Origin of the sequence: Pustulibacterium marinum, from assembly GCF_900116665.1 — a bacterium.
Classification (GTDB): Bacteria; Bacteroidota; Bacteroidia; order Flavobacteriales; family Flavobacteriaceae; genus Pustulibacterium; species Pustulibacterium marinum.
In genome coordinates this window covers 498,372-520,443 of sequence record NZ_FPBK01000001.1, presented here as the reverse complement: position 1 = coordinate 520,443, position 22,072 = coordinate 498,372, and the positions used below count along the sequence as shown (strand labels likewise).

General features: G+C 36.5%; 15 protein-coding genes and 1 pseudogene. 5 read left to right on the top strand and 11 right to left on the bottom strand.

The features are described from left to right. The first annotated feature begins 15 nt into the window (after nucleotides 1-15). A complete protein-coding gene (locus BM383_RS02320; protein ID WP_093022464.1) occupies nucleotides 16-939 on the top strand; it encodes an alpha/beta hydrolase in 924 nt (307 codons plus the stop codon). Between the two features lies 1 nt (nucleotide 940). On the opposite strand, the pseudogene BM383_RS02315 reads toward BM383_RS02320, so the two are convergent. From BM383_RS02315 to xrtF, 4 genes and pseudogenes are all read right to left on the bottom strand, one after another. After that, nucleotides 941-3,420: pseudogene (locus BM383_RS02315) on the bottom strand (heavy metal translocating P-type ATPase). Between the two features lie 72 nt (nucleotides 3,421-3,492). Continuing rightward, entirely contained in the window at nucleotides 3,493-4,044 is a 552-nt protein-coding gene (locus tag BM383_RS02310; protein ID WP_093022461.1) for a helix-turn-helix domain-containing protein, read from the bottom strand. Nucleotides 4,045-4,054: 10 nt separating this feature from the next. Beyond that, nucleotides 4,055-4,495 (bottom strand): exosortase F system-associated membrane protein, encoded by a 441-nt coding sequence (locus tag BM383_RS02305; protein ID WP_093022458.1) that lies wholly within the window; start codon nucleotides 4,493-4,495, stop codon nucleotides 4,055-4,057. Then, a complete protein-coding gene (gene xrtF, locus BM383_RS02300; protein ID WP_177229053.1) occupies nucleotides 4,492-5,019 on the bottom strand; it encodes an exosortase family protein XrtF in 528 nt (175 codons plus the stop codon). The genes BM383_RS02305 and xrtF overlap by 4 nt, the downstream gene beginning before the upstream one ends. Nucleotides 5,020-5,103: 84 nt before the next feature. Between xrtF and BM383_RS02295 the strand changes: the two genes are divergently transcribed. From BM383_RS02295 to BM383_RS02285, 3 genes are all read left to right on the top strand, one after another. Then, nucleotides 5,104-5,562: a GAF domain-containing protein gene (locus BM383_RS02295; protein ID WP_093022451.1), complete on the top strand. Its 459-nt coding sequence runs from the start codon at nucleotides 5,104-5,106 to the stop codon at nucleotides 5,560-5,562. Between the two features lie 137 nt (nucleotides 5,563-5,699). After that, the gene (locus BM383_RS02290; RefSeq protein ID WP_093022447.1) at nucleotides 5,700-6,536 is read left to right on the top strand and encodes a helix-turn-helix domain-containing protein; all 837 of its coding nucleotides are present in this window, start codon (nucleotides 5,700-5,702) and stop codon (nucleotides 6,534-6,536) included. 79 nt (nucleotides 6,537-6,615) lie between these two features. Beyond that, nucleotides 6,616-7,818 carry an MFS transporter gene (locus BM383_RS02285; protein ID WP_093022443.1) on the top strand — a complete coding sequence of 401 codons (1,203 nt, stop codon included), beginning with the start codon at nucleotides 6,616-6,618 and terminating at the stop codon, nucleotides 7,816-7,818. A gap of 76 nt (nucleotides 7,819-7,894) precedes the next feature. On the opposite strand, the gene BM383_RS02280 is transcribed toward BM383_RS02285, so the two are convergent. The 7 genes from BM383_RS02280 to BM383_RS02250 all read right to left on the bottom strand — a co-directional run bounded on the left by BM383_RS02280 (nucleotide 7,895) and on the right by BM383_RS02250 (nucleotide 18,921). Further along, entirely contained in the window at nucleotides 7,895-9,280 is a 1,386-nt protein-coding gene (locus BM383_RS02280) for an alpha-amylase family glycosyl hydrolase (RefSeq protein ID WP_093022440.1), read from the bottom strand. 4 nt (nucleotides 9,281-9,284) lie between these two features. Beyond that, a complete protein-coding gene (locus tag BM383_RS02275) occupies nucleotides 9,285-11,132 on the bottom strand; it encodes a glycoside hydrolase family 13 protein (protein WP_093022437.1) in 1,848 nt (615 codons plus the stop codon). A 61-nt stretch (nucleotides 11,133-11,193) separates the two neighbouring features. Further along, nucleotides 11,194-13,305 carry a glycoside hydrolase family 97 protein gene (locus tag BM383_RS02270; protein ID WP_093022433.1) on the bottom strand — a complete coding sequence of 704 codons (2,112 nt, stop codon included), beginning with the start codon at nucleotides 13,303-13,305 and terminating at the stop codon, nucleotides 11,194-11,196. Between the two features lie 7 nt (nucleotides 13,306-13,312). Then, nucleotides 13,313-15,610, bottom strand: a complete 2,298-nt coding sequence (locus BM383_RS02265; RefSeq protein ID WP_093022430.1) for a glycoside hydrolase family 65 protein — start codon at nucleotides 15,608-15,610, stop codon at nucleotides 13,313-13,315. After that, the gene (gene pgmB, locus BM383_RS02260; protein ID WP_093022427.1) at nucleotides 15,610-16,269 is read right to left on the bottom strand and encodes a beta-phosphoglucomutase; all 660 of its coding nucleotides are present in this window, start codon (nucleotides 16,267-16,269) and stop codon (nucleotides 15,610-15,612) included. The genes BM383_RS02265 and pgmB overlap by 1 nt, the downstream gene beginning before the upstream one ends. 8 nt (nucleotides 16,270-16,277) lie before the next feature. Then, nucleotides 16,278-17,717 carry an MFS transporter gene (locus BM383_RS02255; protein WP_093022424.1) on the bottom strand — a complete coding sequence of 480 codons (1,440 nt, stop codon included), beginning with the start codon at nucleotides 17,715-17,717 and terminating at the stop codon, nucleotides 16,278-16,280. 178 nt (nucleotides 17,718-17,895) lie between these two features. Then, nucleotides 17,896-18,921 (bottom strand): LacI family DNA-binding transcriptional regulator, encoded by a 1,026-nt coding sequence (locus BM383_RS02250; RefSeq protein ID WP_093022421.1) that lies wholly within the window; start codon nucleotides 18,919-18,921, stop codon nucleotides 17,896-17,898. 221 nt (nucleotides 18,922-19,142) lie between these two features. Between BM383_RS02250 and BM383_RS02245 the strand changes: the two genes are divergently transcribed. After that, nucleotides 19,143-22,064, top strand: coding sequence for a SusC/RagA family TonB-linked outer membrane protein (locus BM383_RS02245; protein WP_093022418.1), 2,922 nt, complete (start codon nucleotides 19,143-19,145; stop codon nucleotides 22,062-22,064). The last annotated feature ends 8 nt before the right edge of the window (nucleotides 22,065-22,072 follow it).

Genomic DNA, 22,072 nt, shown 5'->3' with positions numbered 1-22,072 from the left:
ACTATAACTTCTTTCATGAAAACTTATACCCTATTGGCAACGCTATTAATTTTTATTGGTATGAAAGCACAAACTGATAAAACCATTGAAATTTGGAATGATGAAATTCCTAATTCTCAAAAAAGTAATAGTGAAGAAAAATGGGATCAAAGCGAATGGGGAACACTTTGGGTTACACATGTACAAAAACCAACCATTGAAGTCTTTTTGCCTACTCCCAGAACTGCCACAGGCACCGGAGTTTTGATTTGCCCCGGAGGCGGTTATGCTGGTTTAGCTTACGATTGGGAAGGTACCGATATTGCCAAATGGCTCAACTCAAAAGGCATTGCTGCTTTTGTTTTAAAATACCGTTTACCGTCAGATGCTTCTGTAAAAACAACCTACAAAGCACCTTTGCAAGACGCACAACGCGCCATGCGTTATATTAAAAGCAACAAAGACCAATTTCATTTAAAAGACGGACAAATAGGTGTGATGGGATTTTCTGCAGGCGGACATGTAGCTTCTACGCTTGGCACACTTTATAATAAAGAAGTCTATACACCGAAAGATTCTATTGATAACATTAGTGCAAAACCTGATTTTTTAGCACTTATTTATCCGGTAATTAGCATGCAACAAGGAGTTACCCACCAAGGCTCCAAAGATCAATTGTTAGGCAAAAATCCTTCGAAAATAGTAACGGATGAATTCTCAAACGAATTGAATGTGAATACAGAAACATCCCCTACATTTTTAATTCATTCTACCGATGATGGCGCTGTACCGGTTCAAAATAGTTTACGCTTTTACCAAGCATTGATTGCAAACAAAGTTCCGGCGGCCATGCACATTTTCCCAACTGGAGGCCACGGTTACGGATTAGGCTTAGAAAACAAAGCTACCCAACAATGGACCTCCCTTTTTGAAACTTGGATAACGGAATTATATCAATAATTTACAACTTCACTGTTCTGAGTCGTAACGCATTACTGATTACAGAAACTGAACTAAAACTCATCGCCAATGCAGCAATCATTGGCGATAATAACAATCCAAAAAACGGATATAATATTCCGGCAGCGACCGGCACACCAATAGTATTGTAAATCAGGGCGAAAAATAGATTTTGCTTGATGTTTTTCATCGTTTTCTCGCCCAGTTTTACCGCTTTTACAATCCCTTGCAAATCACCTTTGACCAAGGTTAATCCGGCACTTTCAATAGCAACATCGGTTCCGGTTCCCATGGCAATTCCTACATCCGCTTTGGCCAATGCAGGTGCATCGTTGATTCCGTCTCCGGCTACCGCTACTTTTTTGCCCTGCTGTTGCAAACGTTCCACTTCTTTTAATTTATCTTCTGGAAGGCATTGTGCTTTGAAGTTTGATAATCCCAACTCTTTAGCCACTGCTTTTGCCGTTAACTCATTATCTCCGGTAAGCATGATCACTTCTATACCATCTTCTTGCAAAGCTTTCACTGCAGCTTGAGAAGTCGCTTTTATAGGATCTGAAATCACCACAAAACCAATAATTCCTTTTTCCTGAAAAGCTACAGAAACAGTTTTTCCTTCTTTTTGATACGTTTGTATTTGAGCTTTATTTTCAGAACTCAATTGAATATTTTCTGAGTTCAACAAAGCTTCATTTCCTAAACCGATGCTTTTCCCGTCAACAAGACCTTTCACCCCTTTTCCGGTTACTGATTCAAAATCTTCAACCTCATCTATCTTCGCATTTTTATCTTTTACGTATTGAATTGTTGCCGTTGCTAACGGATGCTCGCTATGACTATTTAGCGAGGCTATCAAAGAAATTAAATCATTTTCTGAATAGTTTTCATGCAACGAAACCACTTTTTCAACAGCAGGTTTTCCTTCTGTCAATGTTCCGGTTTTATCAACAATCACCGTATCAATTTTATCTAACAACTCTAACGATTCGGCATTTTTAATCAAAACACCTGAAGAAGCTCCTTTTCCTACACCAACCATTACCGACATAGGCGTTGCCAAACCTAACGCACACGGACATGCAATAATCAACACCGCAATGGCATTTACAAAACCGTATACCAACGCAGGTTGCGGACCAAAAAAGTACCACGCAACAAAGGTTAAAATTGAAACTCCAACAACCGTTGGCACAAAATAGGCTGAAATTTTATCGGCTAGTTTTTGAATGGGCGCTCGCGATCTGCTCGCATTATTTACCATAGTGATAATTTGAGACAGCAGCGTATCATTCCCCACTTGTTCAGCAATCATGGTAAAGGAAGTTTTTCCGTTGATGGTTCCAGAATTTACCTTGTCATCAGCATTTTTTTCAACCGGTACAGGTTCTCCCGTAATTGCGGATTCATCTATAAAAGCATTCCCTTTTTGGATTTTTCCATCTACTGGAATCTTTTCTCCCGGTTTTACTTTCAACACATCGCCTTGCTGAATTTTTTCAATAGCAATCACTTCTTCTTCTCCATTCACAATTCGGATTGCTTTGCTTGGCGCCAATTTCATCAATTCTTTGATAGCGCTATTAGTTTTGGTATGCGCCCGTGCTTCCATCAATTGCCCTAACAACACCAAGGTCAAAATTACCACCGTTGCTTCAAAATACATATGCATGGTGCCATTTTCGGTTTTGAATTGCTGCGGAAAAACATCTGGAAATAACAAAGCTATGACACTAAACATAAACGAAGCTCCGGCTCCAATACCGATTAAGGTAAACATATTCAAATTCCAGGTTTTAATGGAACGCCAAGCTCTTTCAAAAAACATCCAAGTAGCCCAAAATACTACAGGAAGTGATAGCGCAAACTCTACCCAATTCCAATATTTTAGAGGCATTACATTATACAAAGGATTGTTGGGAAGCATTCCCGACATGGAAATAATAAACACAGGAAGTGTGAATGCTACTGCAATTTTGAACTTTTTGAGTAGCTTTTTATAAGATTTACTTTCGGAACTTTCAGGTTCTTTAGCAACCAAATCCATTCCACAAATAGGACAACTGCCCGGCTCCTCCTCTTCTACTTCGGGGTGCATTGGGCAGGTATAAGTAGTGGCTGATTGCTGTTGTGGCTGTTCTACCAAGTCCATTCCGCAAACCGGACAATCGCCAGGTTCGTCATACGTTTTATCGCCCTCGCAAAACATGGGGCAATAATAAACGCCGTTACCGCCTACTTCACTTTTTTTTTTGAAGTTTCGTGCTCGTGTGCTTCTTCAGCAGAATTGTGAATGTGGTAATGCGAACCTAACTCTTTCTGAAATTCTTCTAACGAAATGTGTTGTTCCATTTCAATTTCAGCTTCTGCTTTTTCAAGATCCACCGTTGCTTTGGTAACACCGTCTACATCGTTCAAGGCGCGTTCTACAAAAGAACTACAGCCTACGCACGTCATTCCGGTTACTTTATATGTGTGTTTCATCATGTATCTATTTTGAATACATCAAAAGTAACACACAGCAACAAGAATGACTTTTAAAATTTTGGAAAGTATTTATAAAATTTTGTCAAGTCCGTTTCTAGACTCGTTTGGGTTTTGTTTGAATTGCGACAAACTCAACCCTGTTTCTTTTTTGAATTGTGAAGACAAATGACTGAGTGAATTATAGCCTAAAACATCGGCAATTTCAGAGAAGTTCAAGTTGTTTTCCTGAATGTATTGCTTTGCTTTTTCGAGTTTTAGTTTGATAAAATATTTTTCAATTGTAATATGATTGTGTTTTGAAAAATGCTTGCTCAACACTCCATAATCTCTATTTAATTTGCTTGAAATTACTTCTGAAAGTTTTTCATTTTGAAGATTTCCGTTATTCAAAAACTGTAATAATTCAGTTTTAATTTGGTCGGAAATGATGGTTTCTTCGGTTTGCAACACTTCAAAACCATGCTTTTCTAACTTTTGCAAAACCGCAGTTTCGTCTCCGTTTCCCGAAGCAGCTACTTTTCCCAAATCAATTGCATTAACAACGTAGCCCGAAGTTTCAAAATCTTCTTTCACCACCATTATGCAACGATCGCACACCATATTTTTCACAAAGAAATCCATGTGTACAAAGTTACGATTCCTTTTGTTTTAAACGTTGGTAATAAAATGCCGGCAATAAAATCAACACAAATAAAGGTTGAATTAGAAATCTACGCACGTAAAATAACACCAAATAATTATCGGAAATGCTATGATTCATCAACCATAAATAAGCTATCAACAAAACGAAAAAAGTGATGCCATAAATAGCTAAAGAAAGCTTTAGAATTGCTTTTTTAGGAAACAGTAAATAAATAATCCATAAGGAAATACTAGAATTCAAAATATATCGAAAGAAATGATTTAAAATCAATTTCCAAAAATCATAATATGGAAAAGCAGTCTCCAAAAAATTTCCTTTGAAATACGCTAAAAACGGATCATAAAACAAAGTAGTTTCAAAAGCTCTAATCAGCACTAAAAATCCGAAGAGCAACATGACCAAACCATATGTTTTCCAAGAATGTTTCATGCTTTGGTAAATTTTTTCACCCAAATAATCCACAAGATAAACATCGCTCCATAAATAATTGCCGGAAACACGAGTTGATGTAAAATTTCAGTGTATTCAGGATACTTGTATACACCCATTGTTAAAATTACAATTCGGAACAAATTGGTAAGGTATAACAATACAATTCCGCCCAAACTATATAAAACTGTGTGTTTCCAAGAACCACGAAAAGCAATGATAAAGGTTACAAATAGAATTAACACACTCACGGAATTACATCCTTCAATAATTCTAGCTGCATAGGTATCGTTGATCATTACTCTGTAAAACGGATCGGTATCATCTAAAACCATTCTAATGTGATAAGGCGAATATTCCAAAATCCATTCTGATTGTTCAGTAACCCAAGTAGTAATTTGATCCGGATACGGCGCAGCACTCGCAATAAACCAATTGTACAAAGCTGTTAAAGCTGCGTAGACAATAAGGAAGCGAAGTACAAAACCAATGGCGGCGCTATATTTTTGGAAGTATTCTTTCAAACGATATGCTGTTATAACACAAATTTATCTAAAAAATGGGTTCGAATTTTTGTTTTCTAGTACTTTTGCCAAAAAATTAGAAAGATGGAGTTAGCAGCATTAGAACCAAAAGTAAGTTTGATATTACATGATGACGCACTTACAGTGAATGAACGTTTAACCTTGGTTTGTGAATTATTACAAAGTGAAGTAACCTATTATGATTGGGTAGGATTCTATTTTAAAAATGGAGATAAGCGAGAATTAAAACTGCGTGCTTTTGCCGGCGAACCAACAGACCACGACACAATTCCGTTTGGAAAAGGCATTTGTGGACAAGTAGCAGAAAGTAACGCTAATTTTGTGGTGCCCGATGTAAAAGCTCAAGATAATTACATTGCCTGTAGCATTTATGTTAAGGCAGAAATTGTAATTCCACTATTCGTAAATGGCGAAAACATTGGCCAGATTGACATTGATTCACACACGCCAAATCCGTTTACCGAAGCCGACGAACGCTTTTTAGAATATGTAAACGCCGAAGTAGCGAAAATACTATCGTAAAACCTACTTCTACATATTGCTTTTTATCTTCAGAAAAGAAACAGCAACACACATATAAAAAACCGGGATAATCCCGGTTTTTTATTTCTTCTAATTAAAGCTGTCATAAATACGTTTGAATATTATAACTTTACAACATGACGTTACCCCACTTAAAAAACAGAAATGTTGCCAATTTTGAGGGAGCAAGATGCGCCTGTCATGTACCTTTTGGCCATAGAGATTATTACAAAGTTACGCTTTGCAAAAACAAAGCTACTATTACGTATGCCGAAAAGGTAGTACACATTAACAAGCCTGCCGTTATTTTTACCGAACCCGGAACACCTTACGCCTGGGATTCTAAAGAACCTTTGTTAAAAAGTTACCGATGTGTATTTAACGAAGCTTTTGCACAAAAGAACAATAGAGCGCTATTAAACTTTTCTGTATTTCAACCAGGTAAGCAAAAAATAATTTTTATAGAAGAAGAACAACTTCCTAAACTAGAGGGATATTTTAAAGACATTAGAGCTATACTAGCTACAAACTACTCGTTTGCAGAAGAAAAGGTTTTTGCACTTATTCAATTAATTATATACGAGGTACTTCCTAAGTGTCCTGAAGTTATTGATGGTAAAAGTCTGAAAAAAGATTCTTTAAGCAATCGATTTTTTAAAAAACTAGAAGATCACTTTAGCTTATTAGATGACGACACTCCACTACTTTACAAAACACCATCTGATTATTCTAAGATGTTGGCTGTACACCCAAACCATTTAAACAGAGTTCTAAAAAAATCTACTGGAAAAACCACTTCCATTCTTATTTCTGAAAGAGTGATTGAAAAAGCAAATGAGTTTTTAACACATTCTGAATGGAATATTTCTCAAATATCCTACGCACTAGGATTTGAAAACACCTCTTATTTTAATCAGTTTTATAAAAAACAAACAGGCACTACTCCCGGTCAATCAAGATTAAAAAATGTTTGATTTACAACATAAGTGGTTTCATCTTCAAAATCACCAATCATAAAAACTGGTCTACTTTTGTAGTAAAGAATAATAGACCATGTTAGAGCAAAGTTTACAACCCCGCTACAAAAAAATTGCCACATATTTGGCATTGGCAATTATTCCCTTATCAGGAGTAGCCACGGATATTTTCATTCCTTCTTTACCTACTATGGTAAAAGATTTACATACTACAGAAAGTACAATTAGATTAAGCATTACCTTATTTTTAGTGAGCTATGGACTATCACAGTTTATATCTGGCGCCTTGGTAGACGCTTGGGGAAGGTATAAATTCAATATTATTAGTATGCTGGTTTTTATAGCAAGCAATGTGTTAATTATACTTAGTGACTCTATAGAACTCATATTAATAGCTCGTTTTATTCAAGGTATCAGTGCCGGTGCTATTGCTACTGCTAAAAGGACCTTATTCATTGATGTACACGATGGTGAAAAACTAAAACACTACCTAAGTATTATGAGTATTGTTTGGTCGTTAGGTCCTATTATTGCTCCGTTTATTGGAGGTTACCTTGAACATTTAATAAACTGGCGTGCTTGTTTTGCTTTTTTAGGAATATACGCCTTCATTATCCTCATCTTAGAACTTATTTTTTCTGGAGAAACGATTAAGCATTATCACGAGCTAAAAATTAAACCTATTCTAGACAAGTCTCTAATCATGATCAAAACTCCAGATTTTATATACGGTGTGTTTATTTGTAGTATTTGCTATGCAATGGTTATTTTATTCGGGCTTGTTTCTCCGTTTATAGTAGAGCACCGAATGGGATTTTCTCCAGTAGTAGCTGGCTATGTTTCTCTAATTTTAGGTTTTGCATGGATGACCGGAGGGTTTATTGGAAAGGCACTCATGAAAAAAGATTTTTTACCTAAAATACAGCGTGGCAATGCTATTCAGTTTTTATTTATAATTGCTATGCTATTAACTACCCCGCTTAGAGCAGATATATTTACGCTTGTTTTCTTTGCCTTTGCAGTGCATGTGTGCTCAGGGTTTATGTTTAACAACTACTTTGCTTACTGCTTAGGAAGATTTCCTAATATGGCAGGATTATCTGGTGGACTTGTAGGCGGTATGAACTATATTTTATGTTCTATTTTTAGTTACGGACTTACATGGGGTATTAATCCGCAAGAACAATCTGGACTTTCCATTGCCTATTTTATTTTAGCTGGCGGTATACTAATTTTCTTATTACTAACTAAAAGAAGTAAAAGTGCTTTTGTAAAGTAATAACTGATCATAAAAAAAGACACAACTCTAAAGCTGTGTCTTTTTAAAACAAAGGGAATATATATATTGGAGGAAATTATTCTTTCACCAAAATGTAATATTGCCATGGGCCAAATGCAAAAGCCCTGTCTTTTTGAAACTCGACGCTTTCTCCGGTCATATAATCGGTAAAGGTTCCATTTAATTCAACAGAAGCTTTTAGAGGTTGATCGGTTAAATTAGCGATATAGATAACTTCGTCTCCATCTTTAGCTCTTTTGAAAGCTAAAATTTTATTGTCGTCTGAAGTTGATAAACGCTCGTACGAAGCGGCTTGTTTACCTCCGTTTAAGGCAGCATGCTTCGCTTTCAAGGCATTCAATTTTTCATAGATAGGATAGAATTTTCCTTTCTTTTTGATGATAGTATCTTTTTCAAAAAACAACAAACGTTTGTTCATATCATATTCCTGTCCGCTATAAATCAACGGCATTCCCGGAGTTAAATATTCCAATGCAGCAAAAGTTTCAGCAGCATCGCCTAAACGCTCAAATACAGTTCCGCTCCATGAGTTTTCATCATGATTGGTAATAAAGTTCATCAAAATGGTTTCATCACTGTACATAGAGTCTATTTGTTGCATGCGCTTGTCCCAAGCCGTTACATCTGCTTCGCCTTGTGCTATGTGATTCATGGCATGATGGCCGTCCCAATTGTACAACATATCAAAACCGGCTTCAATAAGTTCTGGTTGCCAAGCTTCTGCCAACATAAATATTGGTTTTTCTGCTCGCAATTTCGGGATGGCAGTAGACCAAAAATCGGTTGGTACATTACTTGCTACATCACAACGGAAACCATCTACATGCTCTTCTTTAACCCAATACAACATATCGGCAGTCATTTCCTCACGCATCTTTGGGTTGTCGTAATTCAAATCTGCAACATCTGTCCAACCCCAAGTTTCTCCTGTTTCTGGGTTTAACGGATCTACAATATTTCCGTCTTTGTCTTGCGTATAATAATCTGGATGTTCTTTGATCCAAACATGATCCCATCCAGTGTGATTCGCCACCCAATCTAACACCACATACATTCCATTGTCATGCGCTGTTTTAACTAGATTTTGAAAATCTTCTAACGTTCCAAATTCTGGATTCACTTTGGTATAATCAGTAATCGCATAATAACTTCCCAGACTTCCTTTGCTTTTGGTGCTCGAAATAGGATAAATAGGCATTACCCAAATAATATCTATCCCCATTTCTTTTAACTTCGGAATATCTTGCGTGAAGGCATTAAATGTTCCTTCTTCTGAATATTGACGAATGTTGGCTTCGTAAATTGTTGCGGTTTCTAACACCTCATCAGAAATAGGTGCTAACTCAGTTTTTGTTGCTGAAACAGCTTCTTTTTGTTTTGGTGCATCGTTGCAACTCATCAAGAAAGCAACTGTAACCAAACTTAAGAGTATCTTTTTCATAAGCTTATTTTTTAAGTTCTAAAACGAAAGACGACTTCCCTTCAATTGTCATTTTATCTGCAGCAACATTTATAGTTTTTCCGCTAATCACATCGGTTGCTTTGGTAAAGTTTTGAAGGTTTTCTTTGAAACGATTTAAATCGAAAGTACGCGCATCTTTTGAATTGTTTACCACAACCATCACAGTCTCAGTTTCGTTGTAACGGAAGAATACATACACATCGTCCCAAGGTAAATATTGCGTGGTTTTCCCAGTATGAATTACCTCGGCTGATTTTCTCCAAGTGAATAATTTCGAAGTAAAATCGAAATATTCGGCTTGTTCGGCAGTTCTTCCCGAAGCTGTAAAAGCGTTATTGTCATCGCCATTCCAACCACCTGGGAAATCTTGACGAATATCGCCATCTCCTTTGCTTTTATCGCCCGCCATTCCTATTTCGGAACCGTAATACAATTGTGGAATTCCACGAACGGTAGCAATTAACGTCATAGCCAATTTATAGTCGGCAACATTTTGAAAACGTTGGTTGAAACGATCGGTATCATGGTTTTCTGCAAACACCAATAAATTGTTCACATCAGGATATAAAAAGTCGTTTACAAAGTTTTCATACACCTGAATCATGCCTTTGTCCCAAGACGGATTTTCTACATAAAACACACTGCTAATAGCATCGTGCAAAGTAAAATCCATCACACTTGGTAAATGCGTGTTGTAACTTTGTATCGCACTGATTTTAGAATCTTTTTGCCAATACGCAATCTGTGCTTGGTCGTGCAACCAAACTTCTCCCACAATATTGAAATTTGGGTATTCATCGGTAATGGCTTTCGTCCATTTAGCGATTCCTTCTTTGTCGTTGTACGAATACGTATCTACACGATACCCATCTAACCCAGCATATTCAATCCACCAAATAGCATTCTGAATTAAATAGTTTAATACTAACGGATTCGATTGATTCAAGTCTGGCATCGATTTTACAAACCAACCATCCATACAATATTTAAAATCACTTTCAGCAGCATTTGGGTCCATTTGCGTAGACATTCTATAATTGGTTTGCGCATATCCAGGGAATTGGTGAATCCATTCATAGGTTGGCAAATCTTGAATCATCCAGTGCTCTAATCCCCAGTGGTTGGTTACATAATCCATCACCAACTTCATGTCACGCTTGTGCAATTCGTCTGCCAAACGTTTGTAATCTGCATTGCTTCCGTAACGCGGATCAATTTTATACACATCACTTTGCGCATAGCCGTGGTACGAATACGCTTCGTCATTATCTTCACATAAAGGCGTGCTCCAAACTGCGGTTGCCCCCAATTTTTCTAAATAATCTAAATGCTGAATAATTCCTTCGATATCACCACCATGACGACCATTAGCATCTTCGCGATTGGCTTTTTCAGTAACTAAATCTGAAGAATCGTTTGAAGAATTTCCGTTTGCAAAACGATCGGGCATCAATAAATACATCATATCTGAGCTGTCATAACTCTTTCTGAATCTTGAACCTTCTTCACGTGTTTTCAATTCAAAATTATAGGTATCTACTATTTTTCTTTTCTTTTTAAGCTGAATAGGATATGTACCTGCATTTAAACCTTTGGTGTCTAGCGTTACAAATACATAATTTGGGTTTTCTGTTTTTGTAATGCCTGTAATAGTAGCTTTTTCTGAAACTACTTCTAAATTGGCAATATCTTTACCATACATCATAATTTCTACTTGATTATGCTGCATATCTTGCCACCAGAATGGTGGTTCTACTTTTTCTATTTGTGCTTGAAGCGTTACCGAAAGTAATAACACTAACGCCAATAAGCTATATATTTTTTGATTCATATTAAAAACTGGTTTTAAAGAAAAAAGACAGACAACTTCGTCATCTGTCTTTTTTAAAAATTTATTTCTTTTCTACAATACTAATGGCAAAACCACCACCAGAAGCCGAAGTTAATTTTAGCTTGCTTTTGCTAGTCACTGTTTTAGTTGTGATCTCGTAAGCCTGCGGATTGGTTTTATAATCGGCATCTTTTGCATCGGCATAAATAGTTGCCGTGTATTTTTTACCTCTTTCTAAAAAGTCTAAACTCAACTTTGTGGTTCTTACTGTAGTACCATTTACGTTACCAACAAACCAGTTGTTACTGTTTTTGTCTTGTCTTGCCACTGTAATATACTTGCCTGGCTCTGCCTCTAAATATTGAGACGCTTGCCAATCTACAGGCACATCTTTTATAAACTGAAATGCATCCATAAAACGCTCGTAGTTCTCAGGCAAATCTGCTGCCATTTGTAATGGACTATACATGGTAACGTACAATGCCAATTGGTTGGCAATCGTAGAATTTACGTGAGAGTTGTTATTCGGATTTAATTTTGCAATGTCCATCTCAAAAATTCCAGGCGTATAATCCATTGGTCCGCCAATTAATCTGGTAAATGGTAGAACCGTTACGTGGTTTGGCTTTGAACCACCAAATGCTTGGAATTCGGTTCCTCTGGCAGATTCATTTCCTATTAAATTAGGATAGGTTCTGCAAATTCCTGTTGGGCGAACAGCTTCGTGAGCATTTACCATAATTTTGTAATCTGCTGCTTTTTGAACCGCATACAAAAAGTGGTTGATGGTCCATTGGCTGTAATGATGTTCTCCTCTAGGTAAAATATCACCTACATAACCACTTTTTACCGCCGGATAATCATACTTGTTCATAAACGCATATGCTGTATCCATATGGCGCTCATAATTACGTACAGAACTGGAAGTTTCGTGGTGCATAATCATTTTTACTCCTTTAGATTTTGCGTAGTCGTGAATAGCTTCTACATCAAAATCTGGATACGGTGTTACAAAGTCGAACACATAATCTTTAGATTGGCCAAACCAATCTTCCCAACCTTCGTTCCAACCTTCTACTAAAACACCATCGAAACCATTGGCTGAAGCAAAATCAATATATTCTTTTACATGTTCAGTATTGGCGCCGTGCGTTCCGTTTGGCGTTGCGTTGGCATAATCTGTTTTTCCTAATTGAACAGAAGGGAAGTCGTTAGTATAAGCCCAAGAGCTTTTTCCGGTAATCATTTCCCACCAAACGCCTACATATTTCATAGGCTTAATCCATGAAGTATCTTCAATTTTGCTTGGTTCATTCAAATTCAATGTCATTTTAGAAGCTAAAATATCTGTAGCATCATCGCTTACCATAATGGTTCTCCAAGGTGAAGTACAAGGTGCTTGTAAATAGCCTTTGTTACCTTGTGCATCTGGAGTTAACCATGATTCAAAAATGAAATTTTCCTCGTCTAGATTTAAATTCATTAGTGAATAATCTATCAAAGCAGCCTCGTGTAAATTGATGTACAAACCCTCATCGGTTTTCATCATCAGCGCTGTCTGCACTCCGGTTTTAGCAAATTGCTCTTGCGAAGCATTGTCGGTCAAAGCCTTGTTAAACAAGGAGCTGATTTCTGAAAGTTTAGACTCGGTATAGTCATATTCTTGTGAGTCGTAATCTCCCGGAATCCAAAATGCTGTGTGATCGCCGGTCATGGCAAATTGCGTTCTTTCTTCCTTTACAATAAAATACACAAGATTTTTTTGTTGTGGAAACTCGTAACGGAATCCTAAGCCGGTATCAAACAAGCGAAAACGAAGAATGATTGTTCTATCGGTTTCGTTTTGTGTCAGCGTTACCGCCAATTCGTTGTAATGATTGCGAATTTCACTTTCTTCTCCCCAAACCGGTGTCCAGGTTTCATCGAAAGTAGCGGTTTCGGTATGGGTAATTGTAAAGTCGTTTAATAATGATTTTTCATCATCTTTCAGCTCTAAACCAAGCTTACTTTGCTTAATGACTTCTTTACCTTTATAATTTAAATGATACGTTGGCGTCCCATCTTTCAATAGTGAAAAATTCATACTGAAATCATTATTAGGAGATTTCAGTTCCTGAGCTTTCATGCTGAATAATGAAAAACAAACGCTGATTGTTAACAATATATATTTCATAGTTCTACTAATTTTTCGCTGCTTTTACTACGGTTTTTGTTCCGTTTAATAAGATAGTTAAATCTTGGTCACCATCCAGCGTAAACGTGGTTTCTTCTTGAGTAACTTTCACTTTCACCGTTTGGTTACGGAAATTTACTTTGAACGAGAAACCTTCCCATTGTGCTGGAATTTTAGGTTCAAAAGACAACATACCTTCTTTTACACGCATACCACCAAAACCTTCTACAACACTCATCCAAGTACCTGCCATAGAGGTGATGTGTAAGCCTTCGTGTACTTCTTTGTTATAGTCATCTAAGTCTAAACGAGAAGTTCTTAAATAGAATGTATAGGCTTGTTCCATTCTATCTAAAACGGCGGCTTGAATACTGTGTACGCAAGGAGATAATGAACTTTCGTGAACTGTGAAAGGTTCGTAAAAATCAAAATGACGTTCTAATTCTTCTTTGCTGAAATGATCTTCGAAGAAGTAAAAACCTTGTAAGGTATCTGCTTGTTTGATGTATGGGGAACGTAAAATTCTGTCCCAACTCCATTTTTGGTTGATTGGACGTTGAGTTTTATCTAAATCTGCAACGGTAATCAATTCTTTATCTAAGAAACCATCTTGTTGTAAGAAAACCTTATGCTCTTCAGAATACGGGAAATACATGTTTTCTGCTACTTTTTTCCAATCGCAAATTTCAGCTTCAGTAAGTTGTACCTTTTCTAAAATACGTTTGTGGTCTGCCGCATATTCTGTTTGAACAGTTTCTAACTGTGCTGCGGTATATTTAATACACCATTGCGCTAAATAGTTGGTATACCAGTTGTTGTTTACGTTGTTTTCGTATTCATTTGGTCCGGTAACACCTAGAATTACGTATTTGTTTTTATGAGTAGAAAATGTAGCTCTCTGATGCCAAAAACGAGCAATACCAATAAGAACTTCCAAGCCCATTTCTGGAATATAACTGTAATCTCCGGTAAAACGCGTGTAGTTGAAAATAGCAAACGCGATGGCTCCGTTACGGTGAATTTCTTCAAACGTAATTTCCCATTCGTTATGACATTCTTCGCCGTTCATGGTTACCATTGGATACAAAGCTGCTCCGTTTTTAAAACCAAGTTTTTCTGCATTTTCAATGGCCTTATCCAACTGATTGTATCGGTATTTTAAAAGGCTTCGCGCTACTTTTTCGTCTTTGGTTGCCATGTAGAACGGAATACAATAAGCCTCAGTATCCCAATAGGTACTTCCTCCATATTTTTCTCCGGTGAAACCTTTCGGGCCAATATTCAAACGGTCATCGGCTCCGGTATAGGTTTGATTCAATTGGAAAATATTGAAACGAATTCCCTGTTGTGCTTTTACATCACCTTCAATAGTAATATCAGCCATTTCCCAAACTTTTGCCCAGGCATCAATCTGAGTTTGTAGTAATCCGTCAAAACCAAGTTTGCTAACACTGCCCAATACTGCAATGGCAGCGGCTTCTAGCTCTTTTTCGTTATGATTCATGGAGGTTACATACCCTCCAAATTTATAAATGGTGAAGGTTTCGTTAGCTTCTGTTTTATTAGAATACGAAAAACTTACGTAGTCTTTTTTGCTTTCTACAACGTGAGGAATGCTGATAGCAGCTCCGTTAACTTCGAAAGTGTTTTGCATAAAAGTGCAGGCAACAAAACGAGTTTTTAAGGTTTGAGCGGTTACAAATGCCTGATTGCCGTTTTCTGAAACTTCTAAAGGTTCCCAGAATTTTTCTTCCCAGTTGGTGTCTTTGTTCTCGATACCGGCATCTACAAAAGATTTATAGGTGATTTCGGCTTCTGAATTTAAAGGTGTTACACTGTATTTAATGGCTCCCACTTCATCTTCATGCAAGCTTAAAAAACGAAGCGCTTCCACTTGAACTTCTACATCGTTTGGCAAGGTAGCTTTGAAACTACGGCTATACCAACCTTCTTTCATATTCAGTTCGCGACGGTAATCAGTAACCGATTTGCAGGTGTTTAAGTCTAATGCTTCTCCGTTTACAAAAACGTGAATCCCTATCCAACTTGGAGCATTCAACACTTTTGCAAAATATTCTGGATAGCCGTTTTTCCACCAACCTACTTTGGTTTTATCAGGATAATAAACCCCGGCAATATAGCTTCCCTGAAACGTAGGACCTGAATAATACTCTTCAAAATTAGCACGTTGCCCCATGGCACCATTTCCTATGCTGAAAAGACTTTCGGAAGATTCTACTCGGTCCTTCTCAAAACCTTCTTCTATGATAGACCAGTTATTTGGTATAATATAATCTTGATTCATTACTTTTTGTTTGCTTGTTGTTCTATAAATTCTAAAGTGATTTTGGTAAAATCTGGAAACACATGATCGGCTTCTGAAAGTACGTCTTCGCTACCTAAACCAATAGAAAGCATGTGTGTATTGTTAGCCGCTTCTACTCCCGCTTCAGAATCTTCGAAAACCACACAATTTGCTACTGGAACGTTCAATTTCTGAGCTGCGATGACAAATACTTCCGGATCTGGTTTTGCTTTGCTTACGCTATTTCCGTCTACAATAGCATCAAACAGATCATAAATACCTACGTGTTTTAAAATTTTTGGTGCGTTTTTACTGGCCGAACCTAATGCAATAGGATACCCTTTTGACTTTGCTTTGCGAATAAATGCTTCAACCCCAGGAAGAATATCATCCGCAGTCATTTTATCTACATAGGTTAAATAATCGGCATTTTTGTTGGTTGCCATTTCGTTGAATTTTTCTTCGGAAACGGTAGCACCAGCCCAACCCAATATTTTGTTTAGTGAATCTACGCGACTCACTCCTTTTAATTTTTCATTCAATTCTTCGGTAAGTTCAAAACCTACTTCTTTGGCAGCTTTTTTCCATGCTAGAAAATGGAATTTAGCTGTATCTACAATAACCCCATCGAGGTCGAAAATGAGTCCTAAGTTTTTCATGATTTTTTTTAAGCTTGATCAATTGAATAGGCTATCGCCTTTTTGTTTGTGATAAGTAGATTGGATAATCCTGCAAGAATTAAACTGATTCCTGCTACAATCATCGCATTGATGGTTTCGTCTCCTAATAATTTGTATACAAAATTGACTCCTCCAAGCGCTGCAACGATTTGCGGTATTACAATAAACATGTTGAATAATCCCATAAACATTCCCATTTTGTTAGGGTCTATGGAACTTGATAACATGGCATAAGGCATAGATAAAATACTTCCCCAGGCAATACCAATTAACACGAAACAAAAAGCTAAAGAGCTAAAGTCGGAAGCAAAATACATTCCTATAAATCCTGCTCCACCAATAATTAGCGAAACCAAATGTGTGTATTTTCTGTTCAGTTTGAATCTTGCTGAATAAAATGTTAGCAATAATGCAAAGGCCATAGAAGACAAACCATAAATACCCATAGCAGAACCAACCTCATCAGCAGCGGTATTATAAGCCTCATCTTGAACAGTGTATTCACGTTCCTTTTCAGTATTTGAGAAAACCACTTGTTTTTCTTCTCCAGTACCCGTAAAGACAACTGCTCCAGAAGTATCTAATTGAGCAAACTCTTTAATGTTTGGTTTAGGAGCCTGGTAAATATGCTCTGTCAATGCAGGCATGGCAAGACTCCACATGGTAAAAAAGGCAAACCAACTAAAAAATTGGATTAAGCCCAGTTTTTTCATTGTCTTTGGCATGTTGCCAACATTTGCCGTAATGTCTTTGATAAAATTACTTTTCTTCTCCTTCTTCTCTTTAAGGAATGCTTCCATATCCTCTGGAGGATATTCTTCAGTGGTAAAAATGGTATACAGGATGCTTAGTATAAACACAAAAGCACCAATAGCAAATGCAATTCGGACTGAAGGTGGTACCACCCCGGCCGGAGCAACATTGCTAATGCCCAGTTTGTTTACTGCCCAAGGCAGATTACTAGCGATCCAGGTACCAATACCTATAATGAGCGTTTGTACCACAAAACCATAAGACCTTTGTGATTCATGTAACTTGTCGGCCACCAAAGCTCTAAAAGGTTCCATACTTATATTGATACAAGCATCGATTACCCAAAGAAAGCCGGCTGCCATCCATAAAGCTGAAGAATGTGGCGCGAAAAATAATGCTAAAGAGCTTAAAATAGCTCCAATTAAAAAATAAGGTTTTCTTCTTCCGAGTTTAGGATGCCATGTTCTATCGCTTAAATAACCAATAATGGGCTGAACAATTAACCCTGTTAGCGGTGCGGCAATCCATAAAAGCGGAATATCATCTTCACTAGCTCCGAGTGTTTGGAAAATTCGGGACATAAAACCTCCCTGAAGTGCGTACCCAAACTGGATACCCAAAAAACCAAAGCTCATGTTCCAGATTTCCCAAAAGGAAAGTAAACGCTTTTTCATCTGTTGTAATTTGCATTACAGATGGTATTCTGAAAAAATAAAATAACAGAAAAACTATCGTAATAGATTAATATTTACGATAAGCTTAAAGCTTATCAAAACTTTATATACAGGTGAGAAATGAAATATATAAGTCTTGACGGCTGTAAAGATATAACTTTTTTCTAAGTTCGAAATGTTAAGATTTCTTTTTTGTTGATTCTCTTTCGGTTAGGGTAGATTTTACTACTTCGGTTCTGTAATATTCATCCTCGTCTACAGATTCTAATTTATTGATAAGCATATCTGCAGCAATAGCTCCCATCTGTGTTCCATGCTGATTAATGGTAGACATTCTAGGAAATGAGTTCTTAGATAAAATTCCATCTGTAAAACCTATTACCGAAATATCTTCGGGTATTTTAAACCCACGTATTTGTGCTTCTCGCATAGCTGTTACTGCATAAATCTCATTTACTCCAAAAACTGCATCGAAAGTTTGAGACTCAAAAAGTTCTTCAATTTGCTCATCACATTCTCTGGTGTCTTCAATTTTTACAATTAAATTTTCATCTATTTCCATTCCGGCATCTCTTAGTGCATTTAGATAACCTTCTGTTCTCAGCTTTCCTACACTCACGTAATCGGTTGTGGTAATCAAAGCAATTCGCTTACAACCTGTATCTATAAGATGGTTTACGGCTCTGTAGGTTCCCTGCGCATCATCTATCACAACTTTATCACAATAAATTTCCTCCGCAACTCTGTCAAACATTACCAATGGCATACCTTGATTGATAGCTTCTCTAAGGTGGTGAAAGTCTTTTTTCTGTTGTGTTTCTTTAGAAAGCGACATTATAAAGCCATCTATACTTCCACTCGCCAGCATTTCCATATTAATCACCTCTCTATCAAAAGATTCATTAGACAAACAAACAATTACATTATACCCTCTTTTATTAGCCACCTTTTCAACGCCACTGACAACAGTGGTAAAAAAGTGATGCACAATTTCGGGGATGATTACTCCTATATTCTTTGTTTTTCTGTTTTTTAAACTCAGTGCAATATTATTTGGCTTATAGTTGTAAAGCTTCGCAAAAGCTTGAATTTTCTCTCTTGTATCTAACCCAATATCAGGACTATCACGTAAAGCCTTAGACACTGTAGAAATGGAAACATCCATCTCTTTTGCAATTTGTTTTAACGTAAGTTTTCTTCTCATTTTATAGTTTATTCAAAAAAACAGTATTCAAATTATTATTTCAATATTCGAAAACCTTTAAAAATAACAAATGTTAAATTTAAAAAAGTTTTCAACACTCAAACGTTACAGTAACCCTACCAGTAGGCTTGTAAGTTTTTTGTGAGGATTTTTTACATAATTTTAACATCGAGAAATGAAATATATGTAATTATAAACAAATGAATTTAACAAATAATTGTATGAACACTTTACAAAAATACATGTTATTTCTGTTGTTCTGTATTCCAATTATCACCTTTGGACAGACAACTGTAAATGGTGTTGTTACCGAAAGCGCTACGGGAGCGCCAATTCCAGGTGCAAATGTACTTGTGAAAGGTACAACAAAAGGAACTACTACAGATTTTGATGGAAATTATCAACTGCAAGTAAACGAAAACGATGTATTGGAATTTTCGTATATCGGTTTTATAACTCAGGAAGTGAAATTTACCGGTAACGAAAACATCAATGTTTCACTAATTGAAGACACACAACAACTTGAAGAAGTTATAGTTGTAGGATATGGTACTGTAAAGAAAAAAGATGCTACAGGTACCGTAGACCAAGTTACCACAGAAGATTTTAACAATGGGCCTGTAGTTACTGCAGAACAATTGGTTACCGGTAAAATTGCCGGTGTAAACGTTACTTCAAGCGGAGGTTCTCCAGGTGGAGGTCAGACCATTAGAATTAGAGGAATTTCTTCTCTTTCATTATCCAACAATCCTTTATATGTTGTTGATGGAATTCCTATTGGTGATGGCGAAGTAGGAGGTTCTCGTAACCCTCTTGACTTTATCAACCCTAATGATATTGAGAGCATGACAGTATTGAAAGATGCCTCTGCTACTGCAATTTATGGTTCACGTGCCGCAAACGGTGTAGTAATGATTACTACTAAAAAAGGGAAAGGAAATTTAAAGTTTAATTTCAGTTCATCTGTGAATGTATCAGATCCTTACAAAAAAGTAAGCGTTATGAGTGCAAACCAATTTAGAACCTTAATAGAACAGACGGGTACTCCGGCACAAATAGCGTTACTTGGAGATAGCAATACTAATTGGCAAGATGAAATCTATGAAACAGCCATAAGCAACAACAGTAACTTTAATGTTTCCGGAACTATTAAAAAATTCATGCCCTTTAGAGCTTCTATCGGATACTCCGATCAAAGTGGAGTCTTGAAGAATGATAACTTTAAAAGAACAACGGGTTCTTTAAATTTAAGACCTTACCTATTTGATAACCATTTGAAAATTGATTTAAATGCAAGGGGAATGTATACCGAAAATACCTTTGGTAATACAGGAGCTATTGGGGCTGCAGTTGATTTTGACCCTACACAGCCAGTATATGATGAAAATTCTCCTTTCGCAGGTTATTATACATGGTTGAACTCAGATGGAGTTCAAAATAGTTTAGCACCTTCCAACCCGTTAGCATTGGTTGAGTTAAACGATGATACTTCTGAAGTAAGACGTTTTATAGGAAGCGCTAAGTTTGATTATAACTTACACTTTTTACCAGAAGTAACAGCAACTGTTAATTTGGGGTATGACTATACGAACAGTAATGGTAGAGTTAATACACCAATAGAGATGCCACACTCTAGTACAGACGAAAACTATAATGGAGCTTATAGCAGTTATAGTAATGAAGTTATAAATAAACTATTAGACTTCTACCTAAATTACAACAAAGAATTTAATAAAAATTCTGTATCTGTGATGGCAGGGCATTCATACCAATCTTTTGAATATCTTAACTATGCTTATGATAGAGAAGTAGAAGAAAGAGCTGGTAGCGAACAAGCTTATACATCTGATCCAAGCAAAAATGTGATGATGTCTTTCTTTGGAAGAGCAAATTACAACTATGATGATAAATATTTGGCTACTGCAACTTTAAGAGCTGATGCTTCTTCTAAATTAAACCCAGATGACAGATGGGGTTATTTCCCTTCGTTCTCCTTGGCATGGAATATTAATAACGAAGATTTCCTAAAAGAATCTAAAGTTATCAATCAGTTGAAATTAAGACTTGGATATGGTGAAGTTGGTAACGTAAATGGTTTAGGAGACTATTTATTTTTAACAAGATACAACCGTAATAGATCTGGAGCATATTACCCTATAGGAAATGACTACATAGGAACATACCGACCAGAAAGAATTAACGATGAGTTAAAATGGGAAATAGGAAAAACTTTTAATGCAGGTATTGATTATGCTTTGTTTAACAACAAGGTTTCAGGATCTATTAATGCCTATATCAAAAGAACTAACGACTTGATAGCTTATGTAAAAGTGGACCCATTTACAAACTTTGGTGATTCTGTAAATAAAAACGTTGGTGATATGGAAAATAAAGGTCTTGAGTTTGAGATCAATTATACGCCAATACAAACCGATAACATCACTTGGACAATAGGCTATAACGTAGCATATAACAAAAATGAATTAACAAACCTTCCTGAAGGTTATGCTACTGGAGGAATTAATGGAGGAACAGGAAACAATATTCAGTATCAAGAAGAAGGCTATTCCCCATTTAGTTATTATGTATATGAACAAGTATATGATGACGCGGGTAAACCAATCGAAGGTGCTTATGTAGATCGTAACAACGACGGTGCTATTAATGATGAAGACAAGTACTTCTACAAAGATCCTTTTGCTGATGTTACCATGGGACTGAATTCTACCTTCAAATATAAAAACTTTGATATTGCAGTAGTAACCCGTGCAAGTATTGGCAACTATGTATACAATAATAATGCATCAAGTAGAGCTTATCTTAATAAAGCTACAGCAAATGGTATTCTAAGCAATCTTGCGACCTCTTATTACGATCACAATTTTGTAGAAGTGAGCGAAGGAAACTTAATGAGTGATTATTTTGTACAAAATGCTTCTTTCTTCAAAATAGACAATATAAACCTAGGTTATACCTTTAATCAATTTATCAAAGATGCCTCTTTAAAGATCAATGCTTCTGTTCAAAACGTAGCAACCATCACAAATTATAAAGGTTTAGATCCCGAGGTATATCAAGGAATTGATAATGGTTTATACCCAAGACCACGTATCTATATGCTTGGATTTAATCTTAATTTTTAAAAAAGAGT